The 15,616-nt window shown below is 53.7% G+C and carries 12 protein-coding genes; 2 read left to right on the top strand and 10 right to left on the bottom strand.

Translation table 11 applies throughout. From position 1 onward, the window contains the following. Positions 1-128: 128 nt before the first annotated feature. The 6 genes from mmsB to PWJ82_RS02895 form a co-directional block, all read right to left on the bottom strand. A complete protein-coding gene (mmsB, locus tag PWJ82_RS02920) occupies positions 129-1,460 on the bottom strand; it encodes a multiple monosaccharide ABC transporter permease (protein ID WP_274733671.1) in 1,332 nt (443 codons plus the stop codon). Then, the gene (gene mmsA, locus PWJ82_RS02915; RefSeq protein WP_274733672.1) at positions 1,457-3,010 is read right to left on the bottom strand and encodes a multiple monosaccharide ABC transporter ATP-binding protein; all 1,554 of its coding nucleotides are present in this window, start codon (positions 3,008-3,010) and stop codon (positions 1,457-1,459) included. Before mmsA ends, mmsB begins: the two co-directional genes overlap by 4 nt. A 9-nt stretch (positions 3,011-3,019) precedes the next feature. Continuing rightward, on the bottom strand, positions 3,020-4,138 hold the full coding sequence (gene chvE, locus PWJ82_RS02910) for a multiple monosaccharide ABC transporter substrate-binding protein (RefSeq protein WP_274733674.1): 1,119 nt from the start codon (positions 4,136-4,138) through the stop codon (positions 3,020-3,022). A 278-nt stretch (positions 4,139-4,416) separates the two neighbouring features. Further along, positions 4,417-5,580, bottom strand: a complete 1,164-nt coding sequence (gene xylA, locus PWJ82_RS02905) for a xylose isomerase (protein ID WP_274735253.1) — start codon at positions 5,578-5,580, stop codon at positions 4,417-4,419. A gap of 157 nt (positions 5,581-5,737) precedes the next feature. Beyond that, positions 5,738-6,886: an ROK family protein gene (locus PWJ82_RS02900; protein ID WP_274735251.1), complete on the bottom strand. Its 1,149-nt coding sequence runs from the start codon at positions 6,884-6,886 to the stop codon at positions 5,738-5,740. Positions 6,887-7,089: 203 nt separating this feature from the next. Beyond that, positions 7,090-8,406 (bottom strand): AGE family epimerase/isomerase, encoded by a 1,317-nt coding sequence (locus PWJ82_RS02895; RefSeq protein WP_274735249.1) that lies wholly within the window; start codon positions 8,404-8,406, stop codon positions 7,090-7,092. A gap of 114 nt (positions 8,407-8,520) precedes the next feature. On the opposite strand from PWJ82_RS02895, the gene xylB (PWJ82_RS02890) reads away from it, so the two are divergent. Together xylB (PWJ82_RS02890) and PWJ82_RS02885 are read left to right on the top strand one after the other, a co-directional pair. Beyond that, positions 8,521-9,987, top strand: a complete 1,467-nt coding sequence (gene xylB / locus PWJ82_RS02890; protein WP_274735247.1) for a xylulokinase — start codon at positions 8,521-8,523, stop codon at positions 9,985-9,987. 60 nt (positions 9,988-10,047) lie between these two features. Then, on the top strand, positions 10,048-11,124 hold the full coding sequence (locus PWJ82_RS02885) for an aldose 1-epimerase (protein ID WP_274735245.1): 1,077 nt from the start codon (positions 10,048-10,050) through the stop codon (positions 11,122-11,124). Here the strand turns inward: PWJ82_RS02885 and PWJ82_RS02880 are convergent. The 4 genes from PWJ82_RS02880 to PWJ82_RS02865 all read right to left on the bottom strand — a co-directional run bounded on the left by PWJ82_RS02880 (position 11,121) and on the right by PWJ82_RS02865 (position 15,616). Next, a complete protein-coding gene (locus tag PWJ82_RS02880) occupies positions 11,121-11,762 on the bottom strand; it encodes a transaldolase family protein (RefSeq protein WP_274735244.1) in 642 nt (213 codons plus the stop codon). The genes PWJ82_RS02885 and PWJ82_RS02880 overlap by 4 nt on opposite strands. Before the next feature lie 104 nt (positions 11,763-11,866). After that, a complete protein-coding gene (xylB, locus tag PWJ82_RS02875; RefSeq protein WP_274735241.1) occupies positions 11,867-13,369 on the bottom strand; it encodes a xylulokinase in 1,503 nt (500 codons plus the stop codon). Beyond that, the gene (locus PWJ82_RS02870) at positions 13,366-13,989 is read right to left on the bottom strand and encodes an SIS domain-containing protein (RefSeq protein ID WP_274735240.1); all 624 of its coding nucleotides are present in this window, start codon (positions 13,987-13,989) and stop codon (positions 13,366-13,368) included. The genes xylB (PWJ82_RS02875) and PWJ82_RS02870 overlap by 4 nt, the downstream gene beginning before the upstream one ends. A gap of 76 nt (positions 13,990-14,065) precedes the next feature. Next, entirely contained in the window at positions 14,066-15,616 is a 1,551-nt protein-coding gene (locus PWJ82_RS02865; RefSeq protein ID WP_274735239.1) for a sugar ABC transporter ATP-binding protein, read from the bottom strand.

Below are 15,616 nucleotides of genomic sequence, written 5' to 3'. Positions count from 1 at the left end.
TTTTTATTTATTTTTTTGGTTTTGTTTTTTGCGGGGCAAATCTTCTATGGGGGTACGGGCGCGGCGGGGGGGGGGGTTGTGGCACCCCCCCCGCCCCGCACGACCCCGGAGGAGTGCAATTCCGGAGATTATTTCTTGCGATTAGCAACCATATCGAAAGCGACGGCAAGAATAACCACGAGGCCCTTAATGGACTGCTGCCAGGCGGAATCGACGTTGAGGATCGACAGGCCCATATTGAGCACGCCCATAATAAAGGCACCGATAATAGCTCCGGAGAGCCGCCCGCGCCCACCGGTTACCGCTACCCCACCGATGAAGGCCGCGGCGATAGCATCCAGTTCGTAGCCGTTTCCGGCCGTTGCCACGGCCGCACCCGCGCGCGACGTCGTCACAATGCCCGCGAGCGCGGAAAGCACGCCCATATTGACGAAGACGAGGAAGTCCACCCGCTTAGTGTTGACACCGGAGAGCTTCGCGGCTTCCAAGTTGCCGCCCACGGCGTAGACGTGCCGGCCGAAAACGGTGCGGTTCATGACGAAGGCGTAGATCATGACGAGTACACCGATAATGACGAGCACAATCGGGGTGCCGCCGGCCGATAGCGAGAGCACGTAAGCCACCGCCATAATGCCGACCGCGAGGATGACGTTGCGGATCCAGAAGCTCGCCGCGGATTCGAGTAGCGCTCCGCCGCGGGCCCGGGCCCGGCGCTTGCGCAGCGCGCTGACCAGCATGCCCGCCACGGCCAGCAGGCCGATGAGGAGGGTGAGCACGTCGCAATCGCGGAGGAAGGACGGGGTGAAGAAACCGAGCCAATTGGGGAGCGATCCGTTAGCAATGGAAACGAAGCCACCGGGCAGGCCGGAAATAGTACGTTCCACTAGCACAATGGCCAGGCCGCGGAAAATAAGCATGCCGCCCAGCGTCACGATGAAGGCGGGAATACCCACGTATGCGACCCAGAAGCCCTGCCAGCAGCCGATAAGCGCGCCGATGATGAGTCCGGCCACCACCGCGACCGGCCAGGACCAACCCATGGAATCCATCATGAGTGCCACAACGCCGCCCACGAAAGCCACCACCGAGCCGACCGAGAGGTCGATATGCCGGGCAATAATGACGATCGTCATGCCGATAGTCAAAATAAGCACGTAGGCGTTCTGCTGGATCAGAGAAGCTACGTTATTCGGGGCGAGGAGCAGGCCCTTCGTGAGGACCTGGAAAAGCAGAATAATAATGACGAGGGCCAGCAAAATTCCGTACTGGCGCAGGTTAATGCCACCCAGTTTCATGCTGCCGCGATGCGCGGTGGCCGGGTCCTCGGATTTCTTGGGGGCGCGTACCGCGGGAACAGCGCGTGCCGCGGTGCTTTCGGTGCTGGCGGCAGTTTCGGTGCCGGCGGCCCGCGTGCCACTTGCACCGGCCGCGCCCGTGGTTACCTCAGGTTTCTCGCTCATGCTGCCTGTCCTTCCATACGATCACCGGCCATGTAGCTCATGAGCTTTTCCTGGCTCGCGTCTTCGCGCGCGAAGCAGCCCGTGACTTTTCCGGCGTTGAGTGTGTAAATGCGGTCGCAGATTCCCAGCAATTCGGGAAGCTCGGAGGAAATCACCAGAACACCCTTGCCCTGGTCCGCTAGTTCGTTAATGATTTGGTAGATTTCGTATTTCGCACCGACGTCGATACCGCGCGTCGGTTCGTCCAAAATGAGGAGCTCCGGATCGGTGTACATCCACTTGGAGAGCACCACCTTTTGCTGGTTTCCACCCGAAAGTGAGGAGACCAGCGCCCGGTTCGAGGAGGTTTTAATCCGCATCGATTTTCGGTAGCCATCCACCACCCGGCTCTCTTCATGCTCATCGATCACGCCGCCCCGCACGAGTTTGCGCAGCGCAGCGGAGGTGACATTGAGCTGCACATCCTGGATGAGGTTGAGCCCTAAGCTCTTGCGGTCTTCGGGAACGTAGGCGATGCCCGCCTTGATCGCCTTGCCCACGGTGGAGGTGTCGACCTTCTGGCCGTGCATGCGCACCGTACCGGAGATCTTGGTTCCGTAGGAATGCCCGAAGAGGCTCATAGCTAGTTCGGTGCGCCCGGCTCCCATGAGCCCGGCAATGCCCACAATCTCCCCGGCCCGCACGTTAATCGCGGCGCCGTCCACCACTTTCCGCCCGGTGTCGAGAGGGTGGTAGGCGGTCCAGTCCTCCACTTCCAGAAGCATCTCCCCCACGTTCGGGGTGTGCTCCGGATAGCGGTTGGTCAGCTCGCGGCCCACCATATGACGAATAATATCCGCTTCGCTAATAGCGCCCTCGCCCTTCATGGGCCAGGTGCCCACCGCGTGCCCGTCGCGAATAATCGTGACGTTATCGGCAATGTCCGCGATCTCGTTGAGCTTATGGGAAATGATGATCTGGGAAACGCCCTGCGCTTGGAGCTGGCGCATGAGGTTGAGCAGGTGTTCGGAATCGTCATCATTGAGAGCCGCGGTGGGCTCGTCAAGGATGAGCAGCTTGACGTTCTTCGACAGCGCTTTAGCGATTTCGACCAGCTGCTGTTTACCTACGCCCAGGTCCACCACTTCGGTAGTGGGGTCGACGTCGAGGCCCACTTTGGCCAGCAGGATCGCGGCGCGATCATTCGTCTTATTCCAGTCAATGGCCCCGAAACGGGTAATTTCGGAACCGAGGAAAATATTTTCCGCCACCGAGAGGAAGGGCGATAGCGCCAGCTCCTGGTGGATAATCACGATTCCGGAACGCTCCGAATCCTTAATGGTGGAGAACTTGACCGGCTCGTGATCGTAAATAATTTCCCCCTCGTAGGTGCCGTGCGGCCACACACCGGAGAGTACCTTCATGAGGGTGGATTTCCCCGCGCCGTTCTCCCCGCAAATCGCGTGGATTTCCCCGCGTTTCACGTTGAGTGTCACGTCGTCGAGAGCGCGCACGCCGGAAAAATCCTTGACGATCCCGCGCATCTCCAAAATATTCTCGTCTGAATACATGGCGTCCTCCTACTCGAGGCCGATCTCGGCAGCCGAGTAGTATCCGGAATCCACCAGTTTCTCACGGGCGTTCTCCGCGTTAATTACCACCGGTTCGAGCAGGTAGGTGGGAACAACCATCATGCCGTTCTCATAGGTTTCGGTGTCATTAACTGTCACCTCTTCACCCTTGACGATCTGATCCACCATGAGGGCTGCCTGGTCGGCGAGCTTGCGGGTATCCTTCCACACCGTCATGGACTGGCGGCCCTTGACGATATTGGTGACATTGGCCTGGTCCGCGTCCTGCCCGGTAAGGACCGGCCAGGTGTCCTGCGTATAACCATCCGCGTCGAGGGCCTGGGTGATACCCAGCGCCAGTGCATCATTGGGGGCGAGCACCGCATCCACCCGCGTGCCGCCACGGTAGAAGGAGTTAAGGCGCGTTTCCATTTCGGCCTGTGCGGTGGGTGCCATCCACGCCTGGATACCGATGGACTGCCAATCGGCTACATTCGCGGGTGCTTTACCCGAGGGTACCTTGAGCTGTCCCTTATCAAGGTAGGGCTTGAGCTGGTCCCAGGCGCCTTCGAAGAAGTAACGCGCGTTATTATCGTCCGGGGAACCGGAGAAGGGCTCGAAATTGAAGGGGCCTTTGCCCTGGTCCAACCCGAGTTCCTTGACGATATATTCGCCCTGCATCTGCCCCACGCGGTAATTATCGAAAGTCACGTAGTAGGAAACCGCATCGGTATCACGGATGAGGCGGTCATACGCGATGACCTTAATACCGGCCTGCTTTGCCTGGGCAAGCACCGGAGCGAGGGCCGAACCGTCAATCGAAGCCACAATAATGACCGCGGGGCCTTCGTTAATCATATTTTGGATCTGGGAGATCTGCTGTTCCACCTTGTTATCGGCGTACTGCATCGAGGTTTTGTATCCCATATCCTGCAATTGCTTCTGGAGGTAGTCACCGTCACGCGACCAGCGTTCCAGGGACTTGGAGGGCATGGAAATGCCGATGGTGCCACCACCACTGCGACCGTAGTACTCATCGCTTCGCGTGGCGGAGCACCCGGCTGCGGTGGCAAGCACGAGGAACATCCCCGTGATCATCGCAGCTATTTTCTTCAGGGAAATCTTCACCGGAGCCTCCTTGCTCTGTGTGAGAAGTAGTGGGGAACGACGGCGCAGCTCGCGCTATCGTCAATGCGGCGCGCCTGTATATATGTCCGCGGTGGATTCAGGCGCGGGCGGCGTGCGAGCCCGGCAGGGCATGGCACGCCGGGGTAGCGTGGTCAATCTGCGCGGTGAGCCCGGCGTGCGGTGGGGGCGAGGTGCGGCTGCATCTCACCCCCACCAACCGGGGCACAGTGATAGCCAGGAGGTAGGCCGGGATAGCGCAGGCCTACTCCCCGCGGTTCTTAGCCAATAAGGTGGCGCATGGCCTGCTGGTAGAGCTCAACGTAGTGGTATTCGCGCGCGGCCAGCGCGGCGACGTCGAACTTCTCCGCCCGCACATCGTCCAGGCTCTCACCTTCCGCCACGGTCGGTTCGGCCAGTTCGGGAATCGAGGCAGCTTCCATGATTTCCTGGGTGCGCGGGTCGGCGCGGAAGGCCTTCGCCTTCTCCGCGAGCATGAGGTACATTTCCATATTCGCGGCCGCGGATTCCCACACACCTTCCATGCCTTCGGTGCGCGAGGGCTTGTAATCGAAGTGGATGGGGCCTTCGTAGCGCGGACCGCCGTTGGAAAAGCCGTTGACCAGCAAATCCACCGTGAAGAAAGCAGAGGCGAGATCACCGTGGCCGAAGCACTTGTCCTGGTCGTAGCGCGGACCAGCCTGGCCGTTGAGGTCGATATGGAAGAGCTTGCCGGCGTTGAGGGCCTGGGCTAGCCCGTGGGTGTAATTAAGACCGGCCATCTGCTCGTGCCCGGTTTCCGGGTTGAGGCCCACGATATCTCCATTATCTAGTTCGGCAATAATGCCCAGAGCGTGACCGATGGTGGGCAGGAAGATATCACCGCGCGGTTCGTTCGGCTTAGGTTCCAGACCGATCTTGAGATCGTAGCCCTTCTCCTTGATGTAGCCGGCTACCGTATCCAAGCCTTCCTTATAGCGTTCGAAAGCGGCATTGAGATCCTTGGAGGAATCGTATTCGGTTCCTTCGCGCCCGCCCCACATCACGAAGGTGGTGGCGCCAACTTCTGCGGCTAGATCCACATTGCGCAGAATTTTCTGGAGGCCGAAGCGCCGGATCGAGCGGTCGTTATTGGTGAAGCCACCGTCCTTGAAGATGGGATGGGAGAAGGTGTTTGTGGTGACCATTTCGATGGTCAAGCCGTTGGCATCGGCTGCTTCCTTGACTTTGCCCACCCGCTCGGCACGCTCAGCATCGCTGGCGTCAAAAGCGAAAACGTCATTGTCGTGGAAAGTAATGCCCCAGGCACCCAGCTCGGCAAGCTTTTCCGTGTAGACCCACGGATCTAGGGCCGGGCGGGAATCCCCGCCGAAGGGATCGGTTCCGGTCCACCCCACAGTCCACAGACCGAAGGAGAACTTATCTTCTTTTGTAGGCTTTCTCATTATTCCTCCTTGCTTAGCCGAACTCCTTTGTTCTACCTCTAAACTAAAGGCGCGAAAACGGTGCGTCAAGGGGGTGAAAATCAAGGCATTTTGATTTGGCTCAAAACAAAGCCTAAGTCAAGCGCGTTATGAGGCGATTCACATACGGCTTATGTGGCTAGATGCCAGGGAAACCACTCAGATCCTCTATCAAATCATTAAAAATCCATAGACAAGCGCCTATTGCCGCCGATATCTCACCCTTTCGATTCACGATGAGTTCAATATCTTTCCAATGCGACGAAAGCACACGGTACTTCAATTCAGCTTTAAGAATCGTCTCGAAACATGGATATAAATCTACGAAAGTCCCGCCAAAGAAAACCGTGTCCAGATCAAGAAGATTTAGCGTATTTGCGAGCGCTAGCCCTAGGGCGAGAGCTCCGGCGTCCATCGCATCCCGAGCAGTTTCACTTCCCTCTCGGAAAAGCTCAATTAGCTTCGACAGTTCGGTACCTTCAGGAAGACCTGCATTTCGCACTAATCCCGATTCGCCAACATACTGTTCTAAACAACCATTAGAACCGCAGTTGCATTTCGGTCCTGATCGGTCAACGCAAACATGTCCAAATTCCCCAGCCCAACCATGAGAGCCACCCAGACGCCGGCCTTTTTCATACACCGCAGCACCAACACCGACCTCACCGGAAACATAAAGGAAATCCCTATAGCTTGACACTTTTCCGGGAGCTGTGTGGAGAACAGAGTATCCCGCAGCATCAGCCTCGTTAAAAAGGCGGAATCCCTCAAAACATCTTGGCTGGGCAAAGGATAATTCTTTCATCTGAACGCCCGTCCAGCCTAGGTTTGGGGCGGTCAATACCGTTGCACCATCATCGGCAATCAAGCCCGGAACACAAAGCCCGGCACCGAGAACTTTGACAGCTTTGGGCCGCTTCCATTGCCCGTAAATCTTCTCGAGTTCTTTCAATGCACCACTTGGACCTAAGTGACGTGTACTCATTTTTTTGATTTGCGAGTAGAGGAGTTTTCCGGAAAGGTCCATCACAGCAACAGACAAATAAGCCACATTGACTTCGCAACCAACGACAGCATGCCGCGCGGTACGGGGAACAAGAGGGGCTGCGGGACGCCCGATTGCGGATTTCACCGGTGGCAGTTCGCTAATAATGCCGTAATCAAGAAGTGAATCCACCAAGCGCGAGACCGTGGCGCGAGTTAGACCGGTGGAAGCTGAAACATCGGCACGGGATGGGGGGACTTTACTGGAGAGGATCGTCTTTAGGACAAGTTTAGTGTTATCCATACGGAGCGAGGTGGGCGTTTTGCCACTTTTCCCCATCAGCTACCCTCCCGTGTCGTTTTGACAAACTACTAGACAGCATAAACCGCCTGGCTGTTTTTTACGATCACCCCATTCCTAGCCAGTAGCCGTGCCCATGCCACACCCTCGCCATTCTTCGAATGTCTCAGTCCTCTTTCACCTCCTGCGGCGATGCAACAACCACTTTATTTATTATTTTCACGGCAACTACGAGCCCATGAGGCAATTCCTTGTTTCGGCGACATAAAAGGGTAAAGGGTTGCTTGATAAGCATGATAGAGGTCTGGTTGCCCTGGCCACGTGTAGGTTACAGGAGTATTGCTCCTGTCAACTTCATGGAACCACCCGCCACCGGGCCTGTCTACGATTGCCGAATCAATCCAACGCCAAATACGTTCATATAGGTTAGATAGCCCAGCGTCCGGACTTTCCTCGTATAGGAAGCGAGTAGCGCCAGCTCCTTCGGCGGGTGGCCACCAGAATTTTTCCGTAACCACAGGCGATCCATCCCAATCAACGGTGTAAACAAATCCGCCCTCTCGAGTCCACCCGTCTTCGAATGCTCCCTTCACAAGGTTTTTCGCCGCTGGGACCATCCAATCCTGCTCAATTCCCGCACCACGAATTTGCATAAGCAGTTTCGCCCACTCCAGCCAGTGTCCAGGTTGTGATCCGTAAGGACGGAACGCATGTCGCGGATCGTCACGGTTATAGTTACGCAACGGATGCCATTCTTCATCGAAATGCTCCGGGATGCGCCAACTTCCTTGTTCGCTAGATACGGCCTGCCCCACCGTATTCTCCGCAATACGACTAGCACGCTTGAGGAATTGCTTATCGTTTGTAGCCTCATATGCAGCTAGAAACGCTTCAGTCAGATGCATATTTGCATTTTGACCCCGATAGGGGTCAAGGTCTGTAAATGTCCGATCATAGGCTTCGACGCAGCGCCCCTCGTCGTCAAGCCAGTATTTCGTATCGATTAAGTCGATGGATTCTTCGAGTAGTTTTACCGCACCGGGTATGCCTGCAAGAGTTGCCGAGGCGGCAGCAAGCATAATATGGGCCTGACCGTATAGCTCTTTCCGATCCGATGGGGTATTACCTCCCACGGTGGCATACCACCCACCATATTCGCGATCCTTGCCCGGCCCATCTAAGTAAAAACGCACGCCTTGTTCAGCCAGTTTTTCCGCACCTTGCCGACCGAGCATTGCGGCGACCGCAAAACAGTGGATCATTCGCGCCCCAAGATACAGTTCAGCACCCCGTTCAGGCATAGGATTGCCGTCTCGATCCAGATAAGCGAACCCCAGATCCGATGACTGCCACACTCGCGGCTGGAAATGATCCAAAAGCCTCTCCCGCTCACATAAAAGGTACTCCTGGTGTGTTACATCAGAAAACGCTGGAGTTTCAGAGGAATTTAACTGAGATGAGAAAACAGGCATCGTGTCGACTTCCTTGTCCCTAACGACATTGACCTCTCTATTGTATTCCACTCTCGCCCCTGTCGGGCAAAAGACAAAAACATTAGTTCCCGGCGGCAACAAACACTGATAGACTGTTTCTTAGTTAAAGCTAACGTCACCCACAGAATAGTCAAAGGAGACATAGTGGCACTTGTAGCGGGTGTAGATTCTTCTACTCAGTCAACAAAAGTTCTCATTGTCAACACAGATAACGGCGCAATTGTTCGGGTGGGCACTTGTCCCCATCCTTCAGGAACCGAAGTAGATCCTAACGAATGGCTTACAGCTTTGAGAACAGCTATCCAAAAAGCTGGTGGAATAAGCGACGTATCTTCCATTTCCATCGCGGGCCAACAACATGGTCTGGTCGCATTGGATGCGAACGGCGATGTTATTCGGCCCGCGCTTCTCTGGAATGACACGCGTTCCGCGCCAGGCGCTGCCGCGCTTGTTGATGAGTTGGGGCCCGAATTTTGGGCAAAAGCGACCGGTTCCGTTCCCGTCGCTTCCTTGACGGTCTCCAAACTCCGTTTTCTCGCCGATAGCGAACCTCACAATGCCGCTCGGATCAAGGCGATATGCCTACCTCACGACTGGTTAACATGGAAATTATCTGGGTCAGCGAGGCTATCTGAACTTACAACTGACCGCAGCGATGCATCTGGGACAGGATATGTAGACTGCTTAACTGACGAATACCGCTATGATATCCTGGCGCATGCTCTACACATCACCACCGAAAAAGCTAAGGATATAATTCTTCCCCGAATTGTTCCCTATAACCAAAGCGTTGGAACTGTCGCGCAGGAATGGATAACCGACAAACCTTCCAGTCAACAAATTCTAATTGGCCCCGGAATGGGTGATAACGCCGGATCGGCATTTGGTCTTAACCTTCAAACTAACCAGGCATCAATCTCCATCGGAACCTCCGGCGTTATCGCGACGATTTCCGACACCCCTATTCAAGACCCTCGTTTCGGTGTTACCGGGTTTTCAGATGCCACGGACAAATGGCTACCGCTTGCCTGCACCCTTAATGGTGCCCTCATCCAGGACTACTTCCGAAAGATCCTAAACGTGAGCTTTGAAGAGTTAGGCACACTTGCCGAACGAGCACAACCAGGAGCCCAAGGCATTACCCTGGTTCCTTATTTCCAAGGAGAAAGAACACCCAATCTACCTTACGCAACCGCACAGATCGCGGGGCTTACCTCTCATAATTTCACACGTGAAAACCTCGCCCGTGCGGCCTACGAGGGTCTTGCTTGCCTAATGCGCGGGGCGCTCGAAGCTCTTCGCGGCGGAGGAATATCAGTCAATAGTGCCATGCTTATCGGCGGAGGCGCACAATCAGAAACGCTCAACCAGATTCTTGCGGATGTTCTTGAAATTCCTATTAGCGTTCCGCGAACTTCCGAATACGTCGCTAGGGGTGCAGCGCGGCAAGCCGCCGTGGTCGCGGGTATTCCTGAGAATACTAACTCCTGGTCCCCAGACATTACCCAAACATACAAACCTCGAGAGAATAAAAGCGTCTGGGAACGCTATCGAGCCGTCTCTGAGTCAATTCGTAAAAGCTACCCGACTTTTCGTCCTGAATCAGCCTAACTGTAAATCGCAATAGCGACCACACTAATTCATCCTTTATCAATACGGAGAACGTGGGACATGATTCTTTCTTACAATCGCACTTCCACACGCGGACAGGTTACGTTAAAAGTATCTACAATCGGCGCAACCCTTCTCAGCTATCAAATAGATGGGACCGAGTTTATAGACGGTTATCTCAGCGAAGATGAGTTGCAAACACAGGATGGTTTCAGATCTGCAGTGTTGGTGCCCTGGTCAGATCGACTTTGTGACGGACGATATTCTTCCACTATCTACAAGGACGATGGTGTAGGTGACCGTCCACGCATTGGTCAGAGCCCCGGCCCATTCACTGCTGATCACATTTTCTCGGCAAAAAACCCGAAGTATGAACCTGGCATTCACGGTCTTGTTTACGACAAAGATTTCAAGGTTGTCGAGAACAGCTCCGAATCTCTTAGGTTAGAGCTTCATCTGGAATCCGAGCCTGGATACCCCTTTGAACTACTAATCTCTGTAAGTTTCGACATAACACCCGACGGAGACCTCGTCACACGAATAAGCGCGCAGAATCAATCTCTGCTCGCCTGCCCAATCTTTATCGGTTGGCATCCATATTTTCTTCTTGACGGCCCTCTAGGGCAAGCCGACCTGCGCATATATGGATCTTCAGTAGTGGAAACCAACGACGACCTCATTCCACTTCCAGGAAACGCTGCATTTAAACCGATACAAAGTCCCGCGCCTGGGAAAGTCTCGACCTATGCGGACGCGGGGTACACCCACCTGAAAAATATCCAAGATATTGAGCACTGCAATCCCCCGACAGGTGCGATTGCATTCCTTGACGATAGGGCTTTGAGCGATTTTTCGGGTTATGCCCATCTAAACACTGGGAACCGCTCGATTCACATATACGTGGATTTCGGAGCCGATCTTCCGTTGCGCACATTCCATGTGTTCACCGGGCATAACCTCAAGCGAAATCCTCTTACCTCAATCGCCATCGAACCGTGTCAGGCTATTGTCAATGCCTTCAACCGGCATGATGTCGGAAATAAACTTGTACAACCAGGAGATAGCAGGCAAATGGGCACTCTTATCCAAGCCCAGATCCAAGGATCGTATACTACAACCGATCCGACGCGCAGCTAAATTCTCCCGCCGTCACGCTCAAACGTGGTCAGTGCCTCAATTGAGAGTGAATTATTCACCAACATCTCGGCTATTGAGAGCGAGATCGTGACATCATCTGCACCTGCTGCAAACGCCGCCGATACATCATCAAGCTTCCGAAGCGACGCCGCGAGGATACGGGTTTTTGTCTCAGATAGAATCCGAGCCATACGTTTGAGCTCCAATTCCGGATCTTTGCCGATGTCACGCATTCTGCAAAAATACGGAGCAAGTCCCCACAACCCTAATTCTCCAGCAATAGCAGCCTGTGTAGAGTCATAAACCGCAGTAAGCAGCACTTCATATCCTTCGTTGGTCACTTTAGCCGCAACAGCTAACCCCTCAAGTGTCGCCGGAATTTTAACCACAACGTCATCGCCAAGACTTAGAATTCGACGAGCAGACTCCTCAATCTCACTCTCGGTACACCCTGCGGTTTGGAAGAATAATCGATCAAAACCAAATTCTTGGAGAGTGCGATAAAGCTCTGGGATATCCTGCTGGCGCAATCCCTGCCGCGCCAAAATGGTAGGGTTCGATGTCACTCCAGAAAAAACTCCTGCTGATGCATACTTACGCATCTGCGCGCAATCGGCACTATCAAAATAGATCGCCATTTTATCTCTCTCATTCTTGATTGCTATCCGGACTGTTTTGGCGTATCGGCAAAGAACACTCGTGTCATAGTGAGCCACGCTCACTCAGAGACGTTACCTTTTATTCAACGACAATTAGCTTTTCTACTAGCTACCATGTCGAGATAACGCGAGAATCTGTCACTTCGCCCGCGCTCAGCTTTCGGGGTAAATGTAGATGAAATAGAAGGTCGAACCCGAGCCCGAACGGCATCAATCGAATCACCCGTCATCGCCGCCAACGCCTGGACACACGCGCCCCTAGCAGTTGCTTCTGTCAATTCTAGACGGGAGACCGGCTCACCCATAAAGTCTGCCAATAACTGACAGTAGACATCCGACTTTGCGCCTCCGCCCACGGCGACATTTACACCGTTGATACCCGAACCTAGAGCCCGTATTTTTCTTGATCCGGCATATAAACCCATTACAACGCCCTCGAAGGCAGAGAAGGCTAGATCCTCGCGTGTCGTACCGTTTGTTAGCCCCTCAAGCAATCCGGTTGCGTTCGGTATCGACGGAGAACGTTCACCATCAAAAAATGGAACCAGCAGTGGCGTATTACAAGAAACACCCATCGATTCCGCCAGGTTGCCTAACTCCTGAACGGACACTCCTAGCCATTTCGCCACCGTATCCGTCACTTTCGTCGAGTTGAGCGTGCACGTTAATGGCAACCAACCACCTGTGGCATTACAAACTCCGTCAACATCGCCAGAATAATCGCGAACCGGTGTAGGAGATGAACTAAAAGTGACTCCCGATGTGCCAATTGAAAAACACATATCGCCGTCGTCGAGACCTATGCCGACCGCGCCAAGATGCTGGTCGCCACCCCCAACCGCCACAATGACGTCGGAGGCAAGTCCTAGATCTACGGCCACTTCAGGAGATATTGAGCCTACAGCCTCCGACGGTTCGAGAACTTCGGGGAAAACGTCATGCCAAGATCGGGAAGGAATCCCCTTCCCTTCCTTCCCGAACGCGTTGCTTATAACGTCAGACACCAAGTCGAAGAGATAGACGTTTCTTACACCATCGAAATAACCAGTCCCAGAGGCTTCGCTCCGGTCTGTCACAAATTGACCAGTGAGACGATAGGTAAGGTAATCATGCGGAAGCAAGATTTTAGAAATCCGCTCCAACGTATCTAATTCATGACGCGCGAGCCAGAGTAACTTTGAAACCGTGTGCGCGGCATTCGGAACGAAACCGACTTTTTCTACCCAGAATTCTTTACCATACGTTTCAACGAGCATCTCTGCTTCAAGTGCAGAAGTCGTGTCATTCCACAGTTTCGCCGGTCGAATGACTGCGCATTCTCGATCTAAAGGCACAAGTCCATGGCACTGACCTGCAACTGAGATAGCTCCAATTTTGCGCACTTCAAGACCACGCGCATGAAGGAGACGCATCCCTTTTACTAGAGAGTCCCACCAGGTCTCCGGATTCTGTTCCGACACTGGTGGCTGAGTAGCCGGTAGCGGATTAGACACGCAATCAACTACGTGAAATGTCTCCACATCCCGCACTTCTAAGGTTACGGATTGGGTTGAACAGTCAATCCCAAGGACAAAGGACACTTTCATTGCTCCAATCTGTTGAGCTCTTCAGGTGCCGTCTGCATTTTTCCAACTGCGCCCGCCGGATGTATTTCAAGCGTCTCCTTCCATGATCTCTTACGTAAACGCATAAGCACATAAGCCAACGCATCACCCCACACCCCGGAAACCAGCGTTGATCCCATGGCGATAACGTTGCCTGGATCCGCTTGATCGGGCGTGTGTAAGAGGACCATTACATCAGCCAGTCCAGCAAGTTCCGAGGACTCATTCTCAGTCAACGCTACAATTTTCGTTCCCTTTTCTCGCAAAATCGAGCAGAGCTGATTAAGCTCGTCGGATCCGCCTCCTTTAGAAATCGCAAAAACGACATCGTCTTTGGTGATAGCTCCCATGGTGCCATGGAGACAGTCCATCGCGTGAAGGAAGACCGCTGGCGTGCCAGATACGGATAAAAGATGAGCCATTCGGCGACCGGCATGTCCAGAAGTTCCCGCTCCGGTAACTATAACTTTTCCTGTCATGCGCAAACATAAGTCTGCCGCCTCTATAAAAGAGTTGTTCAGCAACTGCGCTACTCCTGCAACTGCCCTAGCTTCCCGTTCAATTTGTTGACATGCAGCTTCCAAAACAGCCTGGTTTTTCATGTTTCATTCTTCCCTAAGTGAAGGTGGGGTGCGAGGGCCATGGTTGAGCAGCCTCGCACCCCACTATCTTTTGAACCTATTCAGAAATCTCTTGCCACGCCATCTCACGGAGTCGCGTAACGTTTAGATCTCCCGCAGGAACTCCCGATTGGACAACTCGGCCATGCGCGAAAACGGTCACATCATCGCAAAGCTCAAGAATCTCTTCTTCCTCGGACGATACGACCATGACAGCAAGACCCTCTTCATGCGCGAGTTCCCGGACGATTCGATGAATTTCAGCTTTGACACCAATATCCACGCCCTTTGTTGGTTCGTCTAGCATCAGAATCTGCGAGTCTTCCATTATGACTCGAGCTAGGAGGACTTTCTGCTGGTTACCTCCAGAAAGCGACTCTATCGACGCCTCGACATTACCTCGCACCTTTAAAGCGTCGAACTGTTGTTTCGATGCTTTCCGTGCCTTCCCGCGGTCGAGGAATCCAGGTTTAGAGTACCGGTCTGTAATTGGGAGTGTGGCATTTCGATAGCTATTTAACTGAGGAACAATCCCATCAAGTTTCCTTTCCTCTGTAAGATAAGAAAATCCAGCTTTCTGCGCGGTTTTCGGGTTCTTAGGCTTATACGAGTCCCCATTAACCGTAAATTCACCCGAATCATATTCGTCAGCCCCGTATATACAACGCATCGCCTCGGTCCGCCCAGATCCGATTAACCCATAGAACCCATGAACTCGACCCGGATAAACATCGAACGATACACCTTTATGGGCTGCTGAACGCAGATTCCGAACAGAAAGTGCAGGTACACCTTCCGGCACCTTCCCTTGCCGTTCACGAACAGTAGCGCTAGTTTCAACGGATACATCTGTACCCGCATTCACTTCACCGGCGATCGCGGTTACAACCTCTGCATGCGAAACTTCGTCCGCACTTCCCGAAATCCTGACTTTACCGTCAACGAGAGCAACGATTTTATCGGCTACGGCGTACAGCTCATCAAGTTTGTGGTTGACGAGTACAATCCCGATACCCTCTTTTTTAGAAAGATCACGCACCCACTCCAGGAAACTCTCTACCTGATCACCTTCGAGCGACGTTGTTGGCTCATCCAGGAGCAAATAGCGCGTGTTTCGAGTTGTAGCAATAGCAATCTCCATCAGTTGCCGAGTCGCAACGGGGTAGCTACCTACCTTACGATCAACATCAACATCAATTCCGTATTTCTCCATAAGAGACCTGGCGGATTTTCGCATAACTGACCGGTCGAGGTTAGGGCCTTTCCTAACTTCTCTCCCTAAGAACGTATTCTCGGTCACCGAGAGATTAGGAAGAAGGGAAAGCTCCTGGTAAACAGTAGCGACCCCGTGTGAAAGGGCATCCGAGGGAGAAGCAAAGGTTACTTTCTCCCCGTCCACTTCAAGGTAACCATCATCATTACGGTATGCACCTGAAAGTACTTTAAGCAGAGTTGATTTTCCCGCTCCGTTATGCCCGACGAGCCCCACGACTTCGCCAGGGTGAACCGTTAAAGAAACACCGGAGAGAGCGGGTGTACCCGCAAAAAGCTTCCAAATATCGACCGCCTTGAGGGACCGCTTGCTCCCCGGCGTTTCCAACGTTGTCAT

Source organism: Actinotignum schaalii, assembly GCF_028864145.1.
Taxonomy (GTDB): Bacteria; Actinomycetota; Actinomycetes; order Actinomycetales; family Actinomycetaceae; genus Actinotignum; species Actinotignum schaalii_B.
The sequence above is the reverse complement of the archived record's forward strand: the minus strand, read 5'-3'. Positions and strand labels throughout refer to the sequence as shown.

What these genes read in the sequence shown, in the direction of transcription:
- mmsB (WP_274733671.1), bottom strand. Translation starts at nt 1,460, where the DNA reads ATGAGCGAGAAACCTGAGGTAACCACGGGCGCGGCCGGTGCAAGTGGC.
- mmsA (WP_274733672.1), bottom strand. Translation starts at nt 3,010, where the DNA reads ATGTATTCAGACGAGAATATTTTGGAGATGCGCGGGATCGTCAAGGAT.
- xylA (WP_274735253.1), bottom strand. Translation starts at nt 5,580, where the DNA reads ATGAGAAAGCCTACAAAAGAAGATAAGTTCTCCTTCGGTCTGTGGACT.
- PWJ82_RS02900 (WP_274735251.1), bottom strand. Translation starts at nt 6,886, where the DNA reads ATGGATAACACTAAACTTGTCCTAAAGACGATCCTCTCCAGTAAAGTC.
- PWJ82_RS02885 (WP_274735245.1), top strand. Translation starts at nt 10,048, where the DNA reads ATGATTCTTTCTTACAATCGCACTTCCACACGCGGACAGGTTACGTTA.
- PWJ82_RS02880 (WP_274735244.1), bottom strand. Translation starts at nt 11,762, where the DNA reads ATGGCGATCTATTTTGATAGTGCCGATTGCGCGCAGATGCGTAAGTAT.
- xylB (WP_274735241.1), bottom strand. Translation starts at nt 13,369, where the DNA reads ATGAAAGTGTCCTTTGTCCTTGGGATTGACTGTTCAACCCAATCCGTA.
- PWJ82_RS02870 (WP_274735240.1), bottom strand. Translation starts at nt 13,989, where the DNA reads ATGAAAAACCAGGCTGTTTTGGAAGCTGCATGTCAACAAATTGAACGG.
- PWJ82_RS02865 (WP_274735239.1), bottom strand. Translation starts at nt 15,616, where the DNA reads ATGACAACGTTGGAAACGCCGGGGAGCAAGCGGTCCCTCAAGGCGGTC.